This is a genomic window from Pedobacter aquatilis (genome assembly GCF_032678425.1).
Lineage (GTDB): Bacteria > Bacteroidota > Bacteroidia > Sphingobacteriales > Sphingobacteriaceae > Pedobacter > Pedobacter aquatilis_B.
In genome coordinates this window covers 339,953-359,769 of record NZ_JAVTSG010000001.1, presented here as the reverse complement: position 1 = coordinate 359,769, position 19,817 = coordinate 339,953, and the positions used below count along the sequence as shown (strand labels likewise).

At 37.0% G+C, this 19,817-nt stretch carries 18 protein-coding genes; 14 read left to right on the top strand and 4 right to left on the bottom strand.

Annotation, left to right across the window (positions count from 1 at the left end):
* The first annotated feature begins 55 nt into the window (after nucleotides 1-55).
* The 10 genes from R2Q16_RS01430 to R2Q16_RS01385 all read left to right on the top strand — a co-directional run bounded on the left by R2Q16_RS01430 (nucleotide 56) and on the right by R2Q16_RS01385 (nucleotide 13,123).
* Nucleotides 56-2,341: a GH92 family glycosyl hydrolase gene (locus R2Q16_RS01430; protein ID WP_316734732.1), complete on the top strand. Its 2,286-nt coding sequence runs from the start codon at nucleotides 56-58 to the stop codon at nucleotides 2,339-2,341.
* A gap of 95 nt (nucleotides 2,342-2,436) precedes the next feature.
* A complete protein-coding gene (locus tag R2Q16_RS01425; RefSeq protein WP_316734730.1) occupies nucleotides 2,437-3,855 on the top strand; it encodes a DUF1080 domain-containing protein in 1,419 nt (472 codons plus the stop codon).
* A gap of 11 nt (nucleotides 3,856-3,866) precedes the next feature.
* A complete protein-coding gene (locus R2Q16_RS01420; RefSeq protein WP_316734729.1) occupies nucleotides 3,867-5,834 on the top strand; it encodes a hypothetical protein in 1,968 nt (655 codons plus the stop codon).
* 70 nt (nucleotides 5,835-5,904) lie between these two features.
* Nucleotides 5,905-8,265, top strand: a complete 2,361-nt coding sequence (locus R2Q16_RS01415; protein ID WP_316734728.1) for a TonB-dependent receptor — start codon at nucleotides 5,905-5,907, stop codon at nucleotides 8,263-8,265.
* 312 nt (nucleotides 8,266-8,577) lie between these two features.
* Nucleotides 8,578-9,267, top strand: coding sequence for a ribose-5-phosphate isomerase RpiA (rpiA, locus tag R2Q16_RS01410; RefSeq protein ID WP_316734726.1), 690 nt, complete (start codon nucleotides 8,578-8,580; stop codon nucleotides 9,265-9,267).
* 173 nt (nucleotides 9,268-9,440) lie between these two features.
* Entirely contained in the window at nucleotides 9,441-9,824 is a 384-nt protein-coding gene (locus R2Q16_RS01405) for a LiaF transmembrane domain-containing protein (protein WP_316734724.1), read from the top strand.
* A 302-nt stretch (nucleotides 9,825-10,126) separates the two neighbouring features.
* A complete protein-coding gene (locus tag R2Q16_RS01400; RefSeq protein WP_316734722.1) occupies nucleotides 10,127-10,534 on the top strand; it encodes a transcriptional regulator in 408 nt (135 codons plus the stop codon).
* A 102-nt stretch (nucleotides 10,535-10,636) separates the two neighbouring features.
* Nucleotides 10,637-11,953 carry a DUF3887 domain-containing protein gene (locus R2Q16_RS01395; RefSeq protein ID WP_316734721.1) on the top strand — a complete coding sequence of 439 codons (1,317 nt, stop codon included), beginning with the start codon at nucleotides 10,637-10,639 and terminating at the stop codon, nucleotides 11,951-11,953.
* Between the two features lie 202 nt (nucleotides 11,954-12,155).
* Complete coding sequence (locus R2Q16_RS01390; protein WP_316734720.1) at nucleotides 12,156-12,563, top strand: YihY/virulence factor BrkB family protein; 408 nt, start codon at nucleotides 12,156-12,158, stop codon at nucleotides 12,561-12,563.
* Between the two features lie 2 nt (nucleotides 12,564-12,565).
* Nucleotides 12,566-13,123, top strand: coding sequence for a YihY/virulence factor BrkB family protein (locus R2Q16_RS01385; protein ID WP_316734719.1), 558 nt, complete (start codon nucleotides 12,566-12,568; stop codon nucleotides 13,121-13,123).
* A 3-nt stretch (nucleotides 13,124-13,126) separates the two neighbouring features.
* On the opposite strand, the gene R2Q16_RS01380 is transcribed toward R2Q16_RS01385, so the two are convergent.
* On the bottom strand, nucleotides 13,127-13,549 hold the full coding sequence (locus R2Q16_RS01380; protein WP_316734718.1) for a secondary thiamine-phosphate synthase enzyme YjbQ: 423 nt from the start codon (nucleotides 13,547-13,549) through the stop codon (nucleotides 13,127-13,129).
* Between the two features lies 1 nt (nucleotide 13,550).
* Nucleotides 13,551-14,873, bottom strand: coding sequence for a M23 family metallopeptidase (locus R2Q16_RS01375; RefSeq protein WP_316734716.1), 1,323 nt, complete (start codon nucleotides 14,871-14,873; stop codon nucleotides 13,551-13,553).
* A 227-nt stretch (nucleotides 14,874-15,100) separates the two neighbouring features.
* Here R2Q16_RS01375 and kduI point away from each other — a divergent pair, with 227 nt between their 5' ends.
* The gene (gene kduI, locus R2Q16_RS01370; RefSeq protein ID WP_316734715.1) at nucleotides 15,101-15,940 is read left to right on the top strand and encodes a 5-dehydro-4-deoxy-D-glucuronate isomerase; all 840 of its coding nucleotides are present in this window, start codon (nucleotides 15,101-15,103) and stop codon (nucleotides 15,938-15,940) included.
* Between the two features lie 28 nt (nucleotides 15,941-15,968).
* Entirely contained in the window at nucleotides 15,969-16,736 is a 768-nt protein-coding gene (locus tag R2Q16_RS01365) for an SDR family NAD(P)-dependent oxidoreductase (RefSeq protein WP_316734714.1), read from the top strand.
* 248 nt (nucleotides 16,737-16,984) lie between these two features.
* Here R2Q16_RS01365 and R2Q16_RS01360 read toward each other — a convergent pair whose 3' ends face one another.
* Together R2Q16_RS01360 and R2Q16_RS01355 are read right to left on the bottom strand one after the other, a co-directional pair.
* A complete protein-coding gene (locus R2Q16_RS01360) occupies nucleotides 16,985-17,611 on the bottom strand; it encodes a carbonic anhydrase (RefSeq protein ID WP_316734713.1) in 627 nt (208 codons plus the stop codon).
* A 150-nt stretch (nucleotides 17,612-17,761) separates the two neighbouring features.
* Nucleotides 17,762-18,379, bottom strand: a complete 618-nt coding sequence (locus R2Q16_RS01355; protein WP_316734711.1) for a Crp/Fnr family transcriptional regulator — start codon at nucleotides 18,377-18,379, stop codon at nucleotides 17,762-17,764.
* A 75-nt stretch (nucleotides 18,380-18,454) separates the two neighbouring features.
* On the opposite strand from R2Q16_RS01355, the gene R2Q16_RS01350 reads away from it, so the two are divergent.
* Both R2Q16_RS01350 and R2Q16_RS01345 read left to right on the top strand, forming a co-directional pair.
* Nucleotides 18,455-19,150 carry an HAD family hydrolase gene (locus R2Q16_RS01350; RefSeq protein WP_316734710.1) on the top strand — a complete coding sequence of 232 codons (696 nt, stop codon included), beginning with the start codon at nucleotides 18,455-18,457 and terminating at the stop codon, nucleotides 19,148-19,150.
* The gene (locus tag R2Q16_RS01345; protein ID WP_316734709.1) at nucleotides 19,147-19,788 is read left to right on the top strand and encodes a chloramphenicol acetyltransferase; all 642 of its coding nucleotides are present in this window, start codon (nucleotides 19,147-19,149) and stop codon (nucleotides 19,786-19,788) included. The genes R2Q16_RS01350 and R2Q16_RS01345 overlap by 4 nt, the downstream gene beginning before the upstream one ends.
* The last annotated feature ends 29 nt before the right edge of the window (nucleotides 19,789-19,817 follow it).

The following is a 19,817-nucleotide window of genomic DNA, read 5'->3' as shown; positions in this document are numbered from 1 at the left end:
ATTTTCCAACAAACAAAACAGATAAAAGCGTAAACACATAAACTGAATAATAAAAATGAAAAAACTATTTATCGCCTTATTAAGCTTTGCGGCAACAGGAAGTTTCGCACAGCAAGTGGGCAAAGTTAGCGATCCGGTTGAGTGGATTAACCCTTTAATGGGTTCTCAATCTAAACCGAGCTTATCAAATGGTAACACCTACCCTGCGATAGGTTTACCTTGGGGGATGAACATGTGGACACCACAAACCGGTAAAATGGGCGATGGTTGGGCATATACATACGATGCTGACAAAATCCGCGGCTTCAAACAAACGCACCAGCCTTCTCCCTGGATGAACGATTACGGTGCTTTTGCAATTATGCCGGTTACAGGTAAGCTAAAATTTACAGATGATGAACGTGCAAGTTGGTTCAGCCACAAAGCGGAGGTTGCAAAACCATATTATTACAGCGTTTATTTAGCTGATGCTGATGTTACAACTGAGATTACACCAACAGAAAGAGCAGCACAATTCAGGTTTACTTTCCCTAAAACGGATAGTTCTTATGTTGTTGTTGATGCGCAGAATAAAGGGTCTTACATCAAAATCTTCCCTAAAGAGCGCAAAATTATTGGTTACACCAGTAAATATGCTCGTGGTCCGCTTCCTAAAAACTTCAAAAATTACTTTGTAATTTATTTCGATAAGGATTTCAGCATTGCTAAAACCTGGAGCGGTAAAGATTTAAAAGATGATTTAGAATTAACCAGCGACCATACAGGTGCCGTGATTGGTTTTAAAACGGCCAAAGGCGAAAAAGTTAACGCTAGAACTGCATCTTCTTTCATCAGTTTTGAACAAGCAGAACTTAACCTTAAGAGAGAGTTGGCAAGCGATAACTTTGATGCAACTAAAAATAAGGCAAAGGCAACCTGGAATAAAACGTTGAGCAAAATTGCTGTTGAAGGTGGTACCATCGACCAAATGCGTACTTTTTATTCATGTTTATACCGTACTTTATTCTTCCCGAATAAATTGTATGAATTAGATGCTCAGAACAAAATTGTACACTGGAGTCCTTACACTGGCGATATTAAGCCGGGTTATATGTTCGCAGGAACTGGTTTTTGGGATACTTTCAGAGCGTTATATCCTTTCTTGAATCTTGTTTATCCATCGATAAATAAAGAAATGCAAGAAGGATTAATCAATGATTACAAAGAAGGTGGTTTCTTACCTGAGTGGAGCAGCCCAGGTTTTGCAAACATTATGGTTGGTAACAACTCTGCTTCTGTAGTTTCTGATGCCTACATTAAAGGTTTACGTGGTTACGATATCCAAACGCTATGGGAAGCTGTAAAACATGGTGCTAACAATGAAGGCCCAATGGCTGCAGTTGGTCGCGATGGTGTGAAATATTATAACGAATTGGGTTATGTGCCTTTCGATGTCAAAAAGAATGAAAACGCAGCAAAAACTTTAGAATATTCTTATGATGATTTTACCATTTATCAATTAGGAAGAGCGCTAAACAAACCAGCTTCTGAAATTGATATCTACAAGAAAAGAGCGATGAATTACAAAAATCTTTTCGATCCATCATCAGGCTTAATGCGTGGAAAAAATCAGGATGGAACTTTCCAAAGTCCTTTTAGTCCGTTTAAATGGGGTGGAGCATTTACCGAAGGTAACAGCTGGCACTACACCTGGTCTGTTTTCCAGGATGTTGATGGTTTGGCAAAATTGATGGGAGGACATGATAAATTTGTAACTAAATTGGATTCAGTTTTCTCTATGCCTCCAATTTTCGACGAAAGTGCTTACGGTGGTGTAATACACGAAATCCGTGAAATGCAAATTGCTAACATGGGTCAATATGCTCACGGAAATCAGCCAATTCAACACATGATTTACCTTTACAACTACGGTGGTGCGCCATATAAGACGCAATACTGGGTTCGCGAAACGATGGATAGAATGTATAAAGCTACGCCAGATGGTTATTGCGGTGATGAAGATAACGGACAAACTTCTGCCTGGTATGTATTTTCGGCAATGGGTTTCTATCCGGTAACTCCGGCAACAGACCAATATGTTTTGGGTGCTCCGTTATTTAAAAAGGTAACCTTAACTTTAGAAAATGGTAAAACGGTTGTTATTAATGCGCCTGCAAACAACGCAGATAATCGTTATGTGCAATCGCTACAAATGAATGGAAAACCATACTCTAAAAACTGGATTAGCCATAGTGGCTTACAAAAAGGTGCAGTATTAAACTTCGGTATGTCTGCAACGCCAAACAAAACCAGAGGTTCAAATCCTGTAGATTTCCCTTATTCATTATCAACAGAAAAATAAATTCGAAAATTAAGCTTGTCGTAGAAATTTCAACTGCGGCAAGCCTAATTTTTAATTAAGATTTAACCAAATAAACTAACTAACAAACACACATTATGAAGATTAGCGTCTTAAAAGCAGGTTCAACAGCCCTAGTTTGGCTGGTTGGTACTTGTCTGGCATTTGGTCAGCAGCCAAATATTCCGCTTACAGATCTTTCAGCTTTTAAAGAACCAGGCAATTCTTGGTCTCTTGTAGGCGATGTAACTGTAGACATGAATGTTGCCAATGCCGTAAAAGGAACAAAAGGTACTGGCATTTTATTAAACACATCATTACCAAAAAAACCAGGCTTCGATTTGCAAACCATTAAAGAATATGGTAGCATCATTTTAGAACTTGATTATTTATTGGCCAAAGGTTCAAATTCAGGTATTTATCTCCAAGATAATTATGAAATCCAGTTAGAAGATTCCTGGGCTGTTACTAACCCACTTTCATCAAATAATGGAGGCCTTTATGAGCGTTGGGATAATGATAAACCCGAAGGCGAAAAAGGCTATGGTGGTATTGCGCCACGTCAAAATGCTAGTAAAGCACCAGGATTATGGCAGCACATTAAAATTGTTTTTCAGGCACCTAAATTTGATGCTTCTGGAAAGAAAATCGAAAATGCAAGGTTGCTAAGTGTTGATTTAAACGGCGTAACCATACACGAAAATGTAGAATTAAATGGTGCAACCAGAGGCGGTTTCGGAACTGAAAGAGCAATGGGGCCAATTCGTTTACAAGGCGACCATGGTTCTGTGGCTTTCCGTAATATTTCTATTAGCGATATTCCTGCAACTACGGCTCAAAATAATCGTCGTGGTGGCGGTGGCGACCCAATTTATGTTGATGCCCCAGCAAATACAATGATTCGTAGTTTCGTTGATGTTTTACCAGGTGTTCGATCGGTACACGCCATTTCAGTTGGCGGCCCTCAACAAACTGCTTACAGCTACGATTTGGATAACGGAACATTATTGCATGGATGGCATGGTGGTTTCTTAGATGCAACTCCAATGTGGGATGGTCGTGGAAATGGAACAGCCCGCCCTTTAGGTAGCGTAACCCGTTTTACTTCAAAACCTGTTTTAGCAATTTCTAAATTGGCAACTCCAGAAAGTGCCTGGACACCGGATACAGCCGGTACTGGATTCCGCACTAAAGGTTATGTAATGGATAACCAGGAACGCCCGGAATTTAAGTATATCATATACGGAACTAAAGTTACAGATGCTGTAAAAGTTATGGAAAACGGACAAGGTTTAAGCCGTGAAGTAACTGTAGAGCAGCCTGCAAAAGATCTTTACCTCCTTTTAGGTGAGGTAAAAGATATTAACGAAGTTTCGAAAGGTTTATATCTGGTTGATGATAAAGCGTATTATTTGCAATTTCCAAATGGCGAAAAACCAATTGTTAGAGATGCAAATGGCAAAAAACAACTGATTATTCCTATCGGAAGCAAATTAAATTATTCTATTTTATTTTAATCTGACTAACGATGAGATATACATTTAAAACACTTGCAACATTAGCCTTAAGCTTAAGTTTCTCAACGCTTTTTGCTCAGGAAACACCAAAGGAAGAAGATTTTTTCAGAATAAATAAAGTTAGAGTTCCTGAAGGACCAATATTAGAAGTTGGTGGTTTGGTTACTTTGCCCAACGGTGATTTAGGCATTTCTACCCGTAGGGGAGAAGTTTATATTGTTGAAAATCCAACAAGTACAAAACCATATTTCCGCAAATTTGCCAGCGGCTTACACGAAATATTAGGTTTGGCTTATAAAAATGGCGCACTTTACGTTGCACAACGTGGCGAATTAACAAAATTGGTTGATAAAAACATGGATGGCAAAGCCGATGTTTACGAAACGGTTTATGCATGGCCTTTAAGCGGTCATTACCACGAATATAGTTTCGGGCCAAAAATAGCTGCTGATGGTACATTTTTAGTAACTGCAAACGTTGCTTTTGGCGATGAAGAATGGTGGAGAGGCGAAAGCCGAGTACCAATGCGTGGTTGGGCAATGAACATTACCGAAGATGGTAAAATGACACCTTATGCAGCTGGTTTCCGTTCGCCTGCAGGTATTGGTATGATTGATAATCAATTCTATTTTACCGAAAACCAAGGCGACTGGGTGGGCTCAGGCGGTCTATGGAAAGTTAACAAAGGCGATTTTATGGGGCATCCAGCAAGTTTAAGATGGACTGGCCGTTCGGATTCTCCTGTTAAATTAACTTCTGATTTCTTCTACTCAAGTATTGATGAGCGTAGAATAAAAAATGAGCAAGGTCGATACATCAAACCTGAAAATCGTGTTAACGAAACATTTAAAACACTTTTCGATATGAAAAAGGTTTTCTCTGAATTGAAATTACCTTCGGTATGGTTACCTTATGGTATTTTGGGTATTTCATCGGCAGAACCTGTAAAAATCCCTGAAAATACTTTTGGCCCTTTCGCCGGACAAATCTTAGTTGGCGACCAAGGTATGAGCATCATTTCAAGGGTTTTCCTGGAAACAGTTAAAGGCGAAGAACAAGGTGCTGCATTCTTATTTAGAAAAGGTTTCCGTTCGGGTGTTTTGAGATTAGCATGGGGAACTGATGGTTCGTTATTTGTTGGTGAAACCAATCGTGGATGGGGTTCAGCAGGTGATGCAAATGAGGGTTTAGAACGTTTGGTTTACAATGAAAAAATACCTTTCGAGATGAAAGCGGTACGTTCAATGCCTGATGGTTTTGAAGTTGAGTTTACTAAACCTGTAGACCGTAAATCGGCAGAAGATTTGGCTTCTTATGCAGCTGAAAGCTTTATTTACAAATATCACCCGGTTTATGGTTCTCCTCCGGTAAACACCGAAACTTTAAAAATCGATGGTGTTAAGGTATCAGAAGATGGTATGAAAGTTAGATTAATCATTCCAAATCTTCGTCAGTATTATATTCATACTTTAACCTTGGATGGCGTTCGCGATAAAGAAGGTTTTTATTCACTTATTCATCCGGTAGCTTATTACACTTTAAATCAAATTGCTGATGGTGATAAACTATCAATGAGTGAAGTGAGCACAAAAAACTCTGAAAATGGTCCAAAAGCATCGGCTACGCCTGTAAAAAGTTCTGCTAAGCCTAAAACAAGTACAGGTGCAAAACCTGAAGCTAAAGCAACAACAGCTACCGAAAAAACGGTTGCGGCAAAAGCACCAACTTATAAAGAGGTAGAAGGTTTATTAACAAGAAGAACTTGTACAGCTTGCCACAATCCAACTAAAAGACAAATTGGCCCTGCGTTTATAGAAATCGCAAAGCGTAAATATTCTCCCGAAAAGATTGTTCAGTTAATTCATAATCCACAGCCACAAAACTGGCCGGGTTATTCTACAGAGATGCCGCCAATGCCTCAGGTTACCAAAGCCGAAGGGTTAAAAATTGCGGCATATATTAATTCATTAGATAAATAAAAAATAGTTAGTTTGTTGTTAAAAACGGTTGGCAGAAATGCCGGCCGTTTTGTTGTTAAAAAAGGATATAGTGAAAGTAAAAAGAATATTATCATTAATAGGTTTATGCCTCTTAATTTGCTTTGCAGTGAATGCACAGCAAGATAACAAAATTTTGGGTACGGTTACCGACTCGAAAAATACGCCAATTGCAGCGGTTACCGTGCAGGTTTTGAATTCAAATGTGAGTACAGTAAGTAATGCGAACGGACAATTCGAAATCAATAATGTGGTTGCCGGAAAGGTAGCTTTAAAATTTAGTGCAGTTGGTTATGCTACAGTTGTAGTTTATGCTAGAGCAAGTGAAACCATTGGTGTGTTTTTATATGAAACGAATCAACGATTAGATGAAGTAACGGTTTCAGCGCAAAAAACAGAGCAGAATGTAAAAGATTTACCTTTAAGTATTTCAGTTCTTTCTGCACAAAAGGTACAAGATTATCGCTTACTAAATACTAGAGATTTATCGGCAATAATTCCAAATCTTTACAGCAGTAACCCAGGTGATGGTCGTAACGTAACTTCAATCAGAGGTATCGGAACAACCTCTTACGACCCGGCGGTTGCAACTTATATCGATGGCGTAAATCAGTTCGGTTTGGATACTTATATCGCATCATTATTTGATGTAGAAAGAATAGAAGTTTTACGCGGTCCGCAGGGTACTTTATATGGTAGAAATGCAATGGGAGGTGTAATTAACATCATTACCAAACAACCAACGAATAACACTAGCGGATTTGCAAGTATCGATTTTGGTAATTTCGGTCAGCAACGTTACAGCGCAGGCATTCGCTCAGCCTTGGTAAAAGACAAATTGTTTTTCGGCGCAGCCGGATTATTCAATAAAGCCGATGGTTTTTATACAAATGAGTTTAACAATTCTAAATTCGATAAGCTTCATGGCTTTTTAGGAAATTATTATTTGAAGTTTCTGGCAAGTGATAAATTTGCCTTAACCTTAAATGTAAAACACAATGAGAACCGCAACAACGGAACTTTCCCACTTGCTGGCTCAGTTAATGATGCTCTAGCAAACCCATTTATATTAAATCAGAATGCAACGGCTCAAATGGTTGATAATTTATTTAATACATCATTATCTGCAAATTATTCTGGCGATGAGATAAACTTCAGTTCTCAAACGGCTTATCAATCTAATTATAGATATTACAACCAACCACTTGATGGAGATTTTTCTCCGATTGATGGGGTTGCCATTATAAATAATTATGGCAAAGATTGGAACAAAGTTCAGGTTTATACGCAAGAATTTAAGTTAAGTTCGCCGGCTACAAACAGCTCGAAAATTAATTGGGTTGCAGGATTATATGGTTTTTACCAAAAAAATCCAGTAAAGCAAGGTACATATTTTGGTGCTGATGCAGCATTTGTAGGCGCTCCGTTTCCATTCTTCACAAGTTTAAATACGAATACAGGTAAGAGCTATGGTTTGGCTGCATATGGTCAGATAACTTATGCACTAACAGAAAAATTATCTGCAACAGCGGGTTTGAGATATGATTATGAAAATAAAAGGCAAAGCGCTTTAGGTGAGCTTTTAATGGATGGACAGGCGCCAGTAATTACCCAGCCAAACATTTCTGCAAAAGCTAGCTTCAATGCACTATCACCAAAAGTGAGTTTAGCTTATGCGGTAACGGATAAAAACAATGTGTATGCATCTTACAACAGAGGTTATCGTGCAGGCGGTTTAACGCAATTAGGTTCTGATCCATCAGTTTTACCATTAGAAGCTTACAAGCCTGAATACAGCAATAACATCGAAATTGGTTCGAAGAATGTATTTTTTGATAATAAGTTAAGCGTAAACTTCTCCGCTTTTTATATTAAACTAACGGATGCACAGGTGCCAGTTTTGGTATTGCCTGATGCAGTTACCATTACCCGAAATGCGGGTAAGCTAACCAGTAAAGGTGTTGAACTAGAATTATCTGCCAAGCCGGTAAAAGGCTTAAGCTTTGATTATAATTTAGGTTATACAGATGCCAAATACACTTCATTGCAATTACCAAAAGATGGGGCTACCGTAACTTTAAATGGCAACAGACAATTATATACACCTGAATTAACTTCGATGTTTGCACCGCAGTATGCTTATGAATTAAATAAAAATGCAAACTTAAACCTTGTTGCTCGTGGTGAATGGATTTTTACAGGCAATCAGTTCTATGATTTAGGTAATCAAATTCAGCAAAAAGGATACAACCTTTTTAATGCAAAGTTAGGTGTAACCAGCAAGCATTTTGATTTATTTGTTTGGGGAAGAAACCTGGGCGATAAAACCTACATTGATTATGCTTACGATTTTGGAGCAGCCCATTTAGGTAATCCACGTACTTATGGTGTAACCTTAACGGGTAAGTTTTAAAATTCAAGAATAATAATTATTGAAAAAACCGACAGAAATGTTGGTCTTTTTTGTTTTAGCTAAAATGCCATGTTTAACCAAACGCTATAACTAATCAAATCGTCATGCTAAATTATTTCAGCGTCTCATAAAGAAATAATCCATAAAAAAGAAATGGAGATTCCGCTTTTGCAGAATCCCCATCATCTAAATTAACGCTCTCAGATATATAAACGCTATATATAGGATTTATTGTGTTACCCGTAATTTTTTTATTTAGATATTTTACTTTATCTAAATGCTGCACAGACTTAAATTGATTATTTTTACTAAATGGATAGCTTTGATAAAAACCAGCAAAACGCAGAAAAACTTTCTGCGGCAGTAGAAGCCGTTAAGCTTATTAAAGATGGAGATGTTGTGGGTTTAGGTACTGGAACCACAGCAACCTTTGCCATTCAAGAATTAGCTAAAAGAATAAATACAGGCTTAAAGATACAAGCTGCCGCAAGTTCCATCAAAACCGAAGCGCTCGCCATTGCTGCTGGCATTCCAATCTTACCTCTGGAACATTTAAGCACAATAGACATCAGCATTGATGGCGCAGATGAATTTACTGAATCACTTGATTTAATAAAAGGCGGTGGTGGTGCTTTGTTTAGGGAGAAAATCATTGCATCGTTGAGTAAAAATGCCATCATCATCACTGATTCATCTAAGAAAGTAAATCTGCTAGGTGCATTTACGATTCCAATAGAAGTTATTCCTTTAGCTTTTCAATATGTTTTTAATAATATTGAAGAATTGGGGGGCAAAGCAAAAATCAGGTTTAAAGAAGCTGAAAAATTTATCACTGATAATAGAAATTACATTATCGATGCGGATTTTGGCTTAATTAAAGAACCTGCTCAACTATCTGCACAGTTAAATCAAATTGATGGTTTATTGGCACATGGCTTATTTATCGGTTTAACCAAAAAAGTTATTATGGCAAAAGGTAATGAAATTATAACTTTCGCTTAATTTATTTTCTGCCTAAACCAAGCCATTCACCGAGGTTTTTGATTGGACTCAAAACACTAAAATATTTTTACCGACAATTTTATTTCACTCACCGATAAAATGGATTTGTTCGGAGAAACACCATTTATCAGCATTAATTTTTAGGCTACTTTTGATATATAAAAACAAAGGTCATGGAAAATTACATCAAAAAAAATCACTCAGATAAACAAATTGGTTGGGGCATCTTAATCATTGTAATTGGTTCGGTTCTGCTATTGAGAAACAGCGGAATAGATATTCCACATTGGGTTTTAAGTTGGCACACCATTATGCTTGGCGCAGGTTTATGGATTGGATACCGTAAAAATTTTCAGGGAAGCGGCTGGTTAGCATTTACATTGATTGGTGGATTTTTTACACTTCGTGACATTACCTTCTTAGATTTCGAAATGTCTAAAATCTCAGTTGCACTACTTTTAATCGGACTTGGTTTGTGGTTTATTTTAAGGCCTAAACAATATAAACCTTTAAACAATTTTCAAAATCCTGCCCAACAGGATGAAATGAAAAACTAAAATTCTTAACTCCATCATATATCAAAAAAGGAACACTTATTTAAATGTGTTCCTTTTTCTGTTTATCAGGATTGGTGATAGAACGAAATCATCATTAAAAGAAACGGGGATACCACCTAAGCAGCATCCCCGTCATCTAAATTAACGCTCTCGGTAATATAAACGCTCAGATAAATATTTATTGTGTGAGCTGTGTTTTTTTTTAAAAAATATTGTCGCATATAGCCATATATTTTGTCGTGTTTGTATCGCGTTGTTAATTGTTGGATGTTTAAGTTTGTGATATCTTAAAAATATATACAATGGAAAATTATTTTCTTGAGGAGGATGTATTGCTGATGTATATTGAGGCAGCATCATTTCCTGATGGTGTAGAAGCAGCACATAAAAAATTACACAGTTTAGTAGCCTTTGATGTTAACCGCAGGTATTTCGGTTATTCGCAACCAAAGCATGGAGCAATAATTTACAAGGCAGGGGCAGAAGAGCTTAATTCTGGCGAAGGAAAAATTTTAGGTTTAGACACCATGTTAATCAAAAAGGGGAAATTTACCTCCAGGCTTGTATCTAATTTTATGGATGATGTTTCGGTTATTGGCTCAACATTTCAGGAATTGCTGAAGCATCCTGATTTAGATCCAAATGGTTATTGCTTGGAAATTTATCAAGGTACAAACGATGTACTTTGTTTGGCGAGACTAAAAGACTAATAAAAACTAATCACTTAGTTGTGCAATGGTATAATACAATTTAAATATTATTATCTTAGGCCTGTTAAAATTTTAACCAAACAGAACACCTTACTAATATTCATGAAAAAAAGTATTTTACTAGTAATTGCTTTGTTGTTTACAACTGCATCATTCTCACAAAATGTTGTTACGCTATTCAACAATGCAAATAATTTCTTCGACTTGATGGAAGAACAAAAATTTAACCAGGCTCATAGTCTTTTTGAGGATAGTGTGAAAACTAAAATTTCAGAAGAAAATCTTAAAAAGCTTTGGACCGATATGCATGCCGCATTAGGCAAAACAGAATCGATAGATGCTGTTCAGAGTAAAATTCAAGGAGAACTTTTTGCCGTAACTGTTGAGGGTAAATTTGAACGGGGCACACAAGATTTTATATTAGGCTTTAACAAAGCACAAAAAATTGTAGGCTTTTTTCTGGCGCCAAAAGTAAATTCCCCGAAATACTTATCACCAGCTTATGCTGATACAACCTTATATTCAGAAAAAACTGCATATATCGCCACGCCAGGCCATCAGCTTGCCGCAATTATAACCACGCCTAAAAACAACAAGAATTTCCCGGTCGTTGTGTTTGTTCATGGTTCCGGACCTTATGATATGGATGAAACAGTTGGCCCGAACAAACCATTCAAAGATTTAGCGGCAGGTTTGGCTGCGCAAGGTATTGGGTCAATCAGATACGTGAAAAGAACATTAATTTATCCATATGAATTTCAAAAGGCTTTTACCGTAAAAGAAGAAGTTTTGGATGATGCAAACCAAGCTTTGCTAATGGCTAAAACCATCCCGGGAGCCGACTTAAAAGGTATCTATTTATTCGGTCATAGCTTAGGCGGAATGCTTGCACCAAGAATTGCAGCTTCGTTTCCAGATTTAAGCGGCATCATTATGGCTGCAGCACCTGCACGTAAGCTTACTGATATGATTATCGATCAGAATAAATACTTATTTAGCAAAATGAACGATACCACTCAAAAATCGAAACAGCAATTCGATTTACTAGTAAATGAGTTGTCAAAAGGTAGAATTACACAAGCCGGAACGATGAAGCCAGATTCTGTAATTCTGGGCTTACCTGTATCTTATTGGGTTGATTTGAATAATTACGATCAGGTTGCGGCTACTAAAAACATCACAAAGCAACGTATTTTATTTTTGCAGGGTGGTAACGATTATCAGGTTACAGAAGAAGATTTTAACTTATGGAAAACTGGTTTAACCGGGAAACAAAATATAGAATATAAGTTTTATCCAGGGATAAATCACTTGTTAAGTCAGCAACTTGAAAAGGGAACAGGTGCGCAATACCAGGTTTTTACAAGTGTTTCTGCAACGCTGATTAATGATATTGTAGCCTGGATAAAGATTAAATAATATAAGAATTAACAAAAGCAAAAAAGCTCAATCTGTTATCAGGTTGGGCTTTTTGCTTTTTGTCTTCCATCATAATCTTAAAATCAATTGTTCTAATAAACCGTATCAATTGTTCAGAAATTTAAACGTGTTTTAATTTGAATCAAACAAAACCATAATTTCTTCGGTTCTTTCTATAAATGATAATTAGCCGATAGCAAGCATGGAAAAGAAGAAGATAACACTAAAAGGAATTTGGGAAATACTAAAGGCGGCCTTTACAGGTTTTGGTAACCACAAAGTAACCAAATTAAGTGGCTCATTAGCTTATTATACTGTATTTTCGATGGCTCCGCTATTAGTTGTTATTATATCACTATGTGGAATTTTTCTTGGTAGAGAAGCTGCTGAAGGGCAAATCTACCGTCAGCTAGATGGATTTTTAGGAAAAGATACCGCCTATCAATTGCAACAAATTGTAAAAACGGCTTATTTAAACGGTAAAAGTACAGTCGCTTTTATTGTGGGTTTAGCAACTTTACTTGTTGGTTCAACAACCGTATTTGGAGATATTCAGGATTCTATAAATACCATTTGGGGCTTAAAACCAAAGCCTAAGAGAGGTGGTTGAAAATGCTTCAAAACAGGTTCTTATCCTTCTCAGTAATTATTAGTTTGGGTTTTGTATTGCTGGTCTCATTAGCAGTTACTTCGGTTTTGGATGCTTTTAGCAGTCGTTTGCAGGCCAGGTTTGAAGATATTTCTGTGATTGTATTTTATATATTGAATCAGGTGATTACACTTGCCGTTATTTCTCTAATATTTGGCGTAATTTTTAAAGTGCTACCTGATGCAATCATAAAATGGAGAGATGTGATATTGGGCTCGGTTGTAACCGCAATCTTATTTATGATTGGTAAATTCGCCATCTCGATTTACATTGGTCAGAGTAATGTGGGCAGTACCTATGGTGCGGCAGGCTCGTTGGTTATTTTACTTTTGTGGACTTATTATTCCTCTATCATCTTATACTTTGGTGCAGAATTTACAAAAGCTTATGCCATTGCCTATGGGTCAGAAATTCATCCATCGCATTATGCGGTAACCACTAAAGAGGTTGAGGTAGAAACGGAAGGTAATTCCATTCAGGATAATCATCCGGAGCTAACGAAAGAGATTCCGAAGGAGTAGCAATTACTCGCCCCAAGCCGTAATAATTAAATTTCTGGAGCCACCATAATTTCGGTGTTCGCCAAGGTAAATGCCTTGCCAAATACCCAATGCTAGTTTTCCGTTACGAATTGGGATGGTTAAAGAAGTGCTCAAAAGTGCAGCTTTTAAATGCGCAGGCATATCATCCGAACCTTCGTAATCATGTTTGTAATTTGGGTCGTTTTCGGGTACGGCCTTATTAAAATACATTTCAAAATCCATCCTAACCGTTGGGTCGGCGTTTTCATTTATGGTTAAAGATGCCGAAGTATGCTGTATAAAAACCTGACAAATACCAGTATTTATTTGGCTGATTTGTGGCAAAGCCGATAACACTTCATCAGTTATGATGTGAAAACCACGCTGTCTTGCTCTTAATGTTAATGCTTGCTGAAAAATCTTCATCTTATTTTTTTATCCAACCAACTTGTTCGCTACCATCACTTATTAAATGATAATTGCCAAAGTTACCCAATACGCTAACATTCTGTGCTTCAATTAAAGTTAATTTTACCAATGCTAAACTATCTGGTTTATCATAAATTACAGTTTGAAATGCTTTCAATTTTATTTTTTGTAAAGGTTTTTCGGTTTGAATGAGATTATTACTTTGAATAAAACCAATACTTCCATCTGGAAGCTCCGCCTTATACCAATTTGAAGATGCAGAATTTGCAATTATTATGGTTCCACTTTGAAGTGCTTTTAATTTTTCTGCACTATTTACCGGCGACCTGTACAAAAACGTATTCTGATTGGTTCTTAAAGTTCTGTTCAGGTTTGATGTAGGTGCAGTTATATTTACAGGTTTTTTAATCGCTGGGTTAATAAATGGCAAAGGGTCAATCGCACCGCTTGAAGTATATAAACCAAAATGTAAGTGTGGCGGTGTAGTTTTTGCGTTACCTGTATTTCCCATTAAACCCAAAGTATCACCAACTAAAACCTCTTGTCCTGCGGTAACAAGTTGTTCATCAAGGTGGGCATAATAGAGTGTGTACTCTTTATTTTTTGGCCTGAACCACACCACTTTTCCGCCCAGATTATTTTCGTTAACACGTACAATTGTGCCATCAGAAGTTGCAACCACCGGACTCCTGAAATTACCGAAAATATCTACACCCTCATGTTTCCGGCTGTTTGCATCACGACCATCACCAAAATAACTTTTAATGTTATTTAAGCCAGTACGTGTTGGAAAGCCTTGCGAAGGACCAGAAGTAATTTCTAAATTATATTCTATACTTTGAAGTAGTTCTGGCTGCAAACGAATCAGAAAGGTTCCGCTTTCATCGATATCAAACAAAATATTACTGTTAAGTGTATCTGCCGAAGCAACTAACTTTGTGTTGTTTGCATTAATTTGCCAAACATCAACATAAATTGCAGCGCCAGTTAAAGGTTTTTTATTTAAAGATATGTTTAGCTTTTGCCCTTTAGTTGAGTTGAATTTATAAGCTGTTGCTGATGCCTTTTCAGCAGAAAAATAACCAGTTTCTTTAAAAGGTATGGTAATACTTAATGCTTTATCTAAACTAAGTGATGCGGAATTAAGCCACAATATTCCCATTGCAGTTTTATCTAATCCGGTAGCTGCTAATTTTCGCTGGTATTGCTCATGCGGTGTTGCCGCTTTAAATAAATTAACAGAGCCCGATTTACATGAAGATAAAATTGTAGAAACTGCAAGGACATAAATTGCAAACAAATTGCGTGTAGAAAATTTCATATTTAACATTTGCTTAGATAACAACAATTAAGGCTTTCAGGTTTCTGTTAAATAAGATTGATGATTCTTTTAAAGTTCGAAAACAGCGTTGATTGTTTATAATCGTTATTGTGACATTAATTTTTTAATAAAATTGATGATTCATTCCTTAAATCCCTTTCGGATAAATATATTTGTGAGGATTGGGCAGCAAGCCCAATTGCTAATCAAATTATAACATTAACGAAATGAATAAATTCGAAAGCCGCTACGCTCAAAGTCCTACAGAAGTTAAGCAAATGGATACATCCGCCTTGCGGGAAAATTTTTTAATTGAAGATGTTTTTGAGCCGAACCAGGTAAATTTAACCTTATCTCATTTTGACAGATATATTGTTGGCGGTGCAATGCCGGTTAATAAAATATTGGATTTGCCAAATCCCGACGATTTAAAAGCAAACTACTTTTTAGAACGTAGAGAATTGGGGATTATAAATGTTGGTGGAAAAGCAATTGTTACTGCTGATGGGGAGAAATTCGAACTAGACTATAAAGAAGCATTATATATTGGGAAGGGAACAAAAGAAGTTTCTTTCGAGTCTGTTGATGCTGAACAACCAACAAAACTATACATTAATTCAGCGCCTGCGCACCATAGTTATCCAACAAAAAAAGTAAGCAAAGCTGATGCTGAAATTGTAGAATTGGGTACACCTGAAACGGCTAATCACAGGGTAATAAATAAGCTTTTGGTTAATAGCGTATTGCCAACCTGCCAGTTGCAAATGGGCATGACGGAATTAAAATCGGGAAGTGTTTGGAATACAATGCCAGCACATACACACGATAGAAGAATGGAAGCATATTTCTATTTTGAAGTTCCACAGGGGCAGAGTGTTTGCCATTTTATGGGCCAGCCGCAAGAAACCCGCCATATCTGGATGCAAAACGACCAGGCCGTAATTTCTCCAAACTGGTCAATCCACTCAGGTGCCGGGACCAGTAATTACACATTCATTTGGGGGATGGCTGGTGAAAATTTAGATTATGGCGATATGGACCATTGCGCTATTAACGATTTGAAATAATATACGCTCAAAAAAAATAAAATAAACGATGTCATCAAACCTATTCAATTTAGCAGGTAAAACTGCATTAGTAACCGGTTGTAAGCGTGGAATCGGTAAAGCTATGGCTTTAGCTTTAGCCGAGGCTGGTGCGGATATAATTGGTGTTTCTGCAAATCTAGAACTTACCGAGAGCGCTATAGAAAAAGAAGTAATTGCTTTAGGAAGAAAATTCTTTGCTTATCAGTGTGATTTTAGTAACCGCGAAGCTACTTTAAGTTTTGCTGCTAAGGTTAAGGCAGAACATCCCGTTATTGACATTCTGGTTAACAATGCCGGCACAATTTTGCGTAAACCAATTGCCGAACATCCTGATGAAATGTGGGATGAAGTAATTGCAGTAAACCAAACTGCACCATTTATTTTAACCAGAGAAATCGGTCGGGATATGGTTGCGCGTGGTAGTGGGAAAGTGATTTTCACGGCTTCATTACTATCTTTTCAAGGTGGCATTACCGTACCGGGCTATGCGGCAAGTAAGGGCGCTATTGCATCTTTAACAAAAGCTTTTGCAAACGAATGGGCAAGTAAAGGTGTAAATGTAAATGCAATTGCGCCAGGTTATATCGCTACAGATAATACATCCGCTTTGCGTGAAGATCAGGATAGAAGCACTTCTATTTTAGCTCGTATTCCGGCTGCAAGATGGGGAACGCCAGAAGATTTTAAAGGGCCAACCTTGTTTTTGGCTTCAAGTGCAAGTGATTATGTACATGGTACGATTTTAACCGTAGATGGTGGTTGGATGGGGAGATAGTGGATTAGTTCATTTGTCATTGGTTCATTGGTTTTGCATGCTGTAATTGCAAATTGATTACTGAACATTAATATTGGTTTTGTATTTTGATAATTGAACATTGATAATTGGTCATTGATAATTGGTTATTGTAAAATGTAAATTCTTTAACAAAAAAGTCCGAAGCTTACAAAACTTCGGACTTTTTTATAAAACTATATCTTCCGACTAAGAACTTCCTAATCTTCAAGCTCCATGCTCTCGGCAAATTAATACAAGTTATAAATCTCCTTAATGTCTTTCAAAATTGCATCAAAGTCGATGTTTAAATCGATTAATTTTCCGGTGCGGATATCGAAAACCCAACCATGAACGGTTAAACCTCTTTCTGTGATGGCTTGTTGAATTGCTGCAGTTTTTAGTAGGTTAACACATTGTTCTTGAACGTTAAGCTCTACTAACCTGTCGTAACGTTTAGCCTCATCCTCAATAGCATTTAATTCATCTTTGTGTGTACGATAAACATCGCGGATGTTACGCAACCAAGGGTTCAAAATACCCATGTCTGCAGGTTGCATCGCGGCTTTAACGCCACCACAATTGTAATGGCCGCAAACTACTACGTGCTTCACTTTTAAATGACGAACTGAGTAATTTAAAACCGTCATTACGTTCAAATCTACGTTATTTACCAGATTGGCAATATTACGATGCACAAAAGCTTGTCCGGGTTGTATACCCATTAAATCTTCGGCAGTAACGCGGCTATCTGAACAGCCGATATATAAAAATTCGGGGGTTTGCCCTTTAGCCAGCTCAGTGAAATAATTTTCATCTACTGATAGCTTATCTGAAATCCATTTCTCGTTGTTCTTAAAAACGTCTTCTACTTTCATGTTTCTAATATTTTTTATGATACAATTGGTTACCTTGTGTTTAATCTGTTATAAAACTATAAAAAGATTTGTGTATTCTTTTAGATTGCTGTTCTATATTTTTACTGCAAGCTAAACAAATGTTGTGCTTAAATGTTGAGGAAATTTTAATTAAATCAGTTTTTCTAATAGGATTTTAATCTCATCCGAATTTTCATCAATATTATTTTTAAGGGTTTTCAATGTTCGGTTTAAGCTCCTTACCGATATACCCAAATATGCCGCCATATCTTCTTTTGTAATTTCCAAATCTGCTTCGGTTTGTAGCTTTAATAATTTGGCTAAACCGTATTCTAAAGTGTATAATTGTTGAAATGATGCCCGGCTACTGGTTTGAATAATTCTGGTTGATAACTCTTGAAGCAATATTTTTGTGAAGTTTACATTGGTTTCTATCAATGATAAAAAATAATGATGCGGAATAACAAATGCACTGATTTTGCTAATCGCCTCAACATTGCACAGGCAATCAATTTTTTTTAAAGCTTCGAGTTCGCCAACAACTTCGCCCTTACCCAAAAATTCAATAATAAAATCCTTACCATTTTCTTCAGAAATGAAACATTTGGTAATGCCATCTTTAATGATATATAGATTGTTGATTTTATCGCCCTGCTCAATAAGTCTGTATCCGGCAGGAAAATCTTTGAGTTTAATATTTTGATGCGTTTGAGGTTCGTTGAGCAACGATTCGATAAAGGTTAAAAGGGTAAGGTTGGTTCGTAACATATTTCCATCAGGACAAATGTCCTTTCTTTTATTTGCGGGTTGATTTAACTTTGCGCTACGAATTTAAGCATAACCATGAACAATAAGATTAGCGTAATCGCTTTTGATGCTGATGATACACTTTGGGTAAACGAACCTTATTTCCGTGAAACGGAAGCACTTTTTGCAGGCTTATTAGAAGATTTTTTACCGCATCATAGCGTTGTCGCAGAATTGTATAAAACTGAAATTGCCAATTTGCCGCTTTATGGTTATGGTATTAAAGGTTTTATGCTGAGCATGATTGAAACCATTATGCGGGTTACCGAAGGGAAAGTTAATCCCGAAATTATTAGCAAGGCAATACAATTAGGGCAGGAAATGCTGAATAAACCCATCGAATTGTTAGATGGTGTGGAAGATGTTTTGAAAGCCTTGAAAGGAAAATATAAATTGGTGGTGGCCACCAAAGGTGATTTATTGGACCAACAAAGAAAGTTGACCAAATCTGGACTGGACCATTATTTCCACCACATCGAAATTATGAGTGATAAGCAGCCCAAAGATTACCAGAAGTTGCTGAAACATTTAGATTGCAAACCCGAAGAATTTTTAATGCTTGGAAATTCTTTAAAATCGGATGTGTTACCTGTTTTGGAAATTGGTGGAAGCGCCGTTCACATTCCGTACCACACCACCTGGGTACACGAGCATGTAGAACATACGATAGAACACGATAATTTTTACCAAATGGAAAGTTTATCAGATGTGCTGTCTAAATTAAATGTATGAAAGAAAAAATAGATATAAACACTTGGATTAGAAAAGACCATTTCAATTTCTTTAACCGTTTTGAAGAACCATTTTTTGGGGTTACGGTTGATGTGGATTGTACAGAAACCTATCACGAAGCAAAAACTTCAGGCGTTTCTTTTTTCCAGCTTTATTTGCACAAATCATTAGTTGCCGCAAATGCGATTGAAAATTTCAGCTATAGAATTAGTGGCGATGATGTGTGGAAATACGATGTTATTAATGCCTCTGCAACCATCAACAGACCAAACGGCACTTTCGGGTTTGGTTATATTGATTACCATGAAGATTTTCTAGCATTCCGGGAAGCTGCAATTGCAGAAATTGCAAAAGTAGAAAGCACTACAGGCTTAATTCCTTCTGCATCTGGAGATAATGTGATTCATTATTCTGCGCTACCTTGGTTAAACTTTAAATCAATGTCGCACGCCCGCAGTTTCTCTCATCAGGATAGTTGTCCAAAAATTTCATTCGGACAGGTTCGGATAGAAAATGAGCGAAGAATAATGGCGGTTTCCATTCATGCTCACCATGCTCTTATGGATGGTTTTCATGTGTCGCAATTCGTAGATACTTACCAGAAATTGTTAAGCACAGCCGAGTTAATACCAGCTTAATCTTTATTTAATATGCCGCGATTAATTTC

What these genes read in the sequence shown, in the direction of transcription:
- R2Q16_RS01360 (WP_316734713.1), bottom strand. Translation starts at nt 17,611, where the DNA reads ATGAAAGTAGAAGACGTTTTTAAGAACAACGAGAAATGGATTTCAGAT.
- R2Q16_RS01430 (WP_316734732.1), top strand. Translation starts at nt 56, where the DNA reads ATGAAAAAACTATTTATCGCCTTATTAAGCTTTGCGGCAACAGGAAGT.
- R2Q16_RS01385 (WP_316734719.1), top strand. Translation starts at nt 12,566, where the DNA reads ATGCTTCAAAACAGGTTCTTATCCTTCTCAGTAATTATTAGTTTGGGT.
- kduI (WP_316734715.1), top strand. Translation starts at nt 15,101, where the DNA reads ATGAATAAATTCGAAAGCCGCTACGCTCAAAGTCCTACAGAAGTTAAG.
- R2Q16_RS01350 (WP_316734710.1), top strand. Translation starts at nt 18,455, where the DNA reads ATGAACAATAAGATTAGCGTAATCGCTTTTGATGCTGATGATACACTT.
- R2Q16_RS01365 (WP_316734714.1), top strand. Translation starts at nt 15,969, where the DNA reads ATGTCATCAAACCTATTCAATTTAGCAGGTAAAACTGCATTAGTAACC.
- rpiA (WP_316734726.1), top strand. Translation starts at nt 8,578, where the DNA reads ATGGATAGCTTTGATAAAAACCAGCAAAACGCAGAAAAACTTTCTGCG.
- R2Q16_RS01420 (WP_316734729.1), top strand. Translation starts at nt 3,867, where the DNA reads ATGAGATATACATTTAAAACACTTGCAACATTAGCCTTAAGCTTAAGT.
- R2Q16_RS01375 (WP_316734716.1), bottom strand. Translation starts at nt 14,873, where the DNA reads ATGAAATTTTCTACACGCAATTTGTTTGCAATTTATGTCCTTGCAGTT.
- R2Q16_RS01355 (WP_316734711.1), bottom strand. Translation starts at nt 18,379, where the DNA reads ATGTTACGAACCAACCTTACCCTTTTAACCTTTATCGAATCGTTGCTC.
- R2Q16_RS01345 (WP_316734709.1), top strand. Translation starts at nt 19,147, where the DNA reads ATGAAAGAAAAAATAGATATAAACACTTGGATTAGAAAAGACCATTTC.
- R2Q16_RS01390 (WP_316734720.1), top strand. Translation starts at nt 12,156, where the DNA reads ATGGAAAAGAAGAAGATAACACTAAAAGGAATTTGGGAAATACTAAAG.
- R2Q16_RS01395 (WP_316734721.1), top strand. Translation starts at nt 10,637, where the DNA reads ATGAAAAAAAGTATTTTACTAGTAATTGCTTTGTTGTTTACAACTGCA.
- R2Q16_RS01425 (WP_316734730.1), top strand. Translation starts at nt 2,437, where the DNA reads ATGAAGATTAGCGTCTTAAAAGCAGGTTCAACAGCCCTAGTTTGGCTG.
- R2Q16_RS01405 (WP_316734724.1), top strand. Translation starts at nt 9,441, where the DNA reads ATGGAAAATTACATCAAAAAAAATCACTCAGATAAACAAATTGGTTGG.
- R2Q16_RS01400 (WP_316734722.1), top strand. Translation starts at nt 10,127, where the DNA reads ATGGAAAATTATTTTCTTGAGGAGGATGTATTGCTGATGTATATTGAG.
- R2Q16_RS01380 (WP_316734718.1), bottom strand. Translation starts at nt 13,549, where the DNA reads ATGAAGATTTTTCAGCAAGCATTAACATTAAGAGCAAGACAGCGTGGT.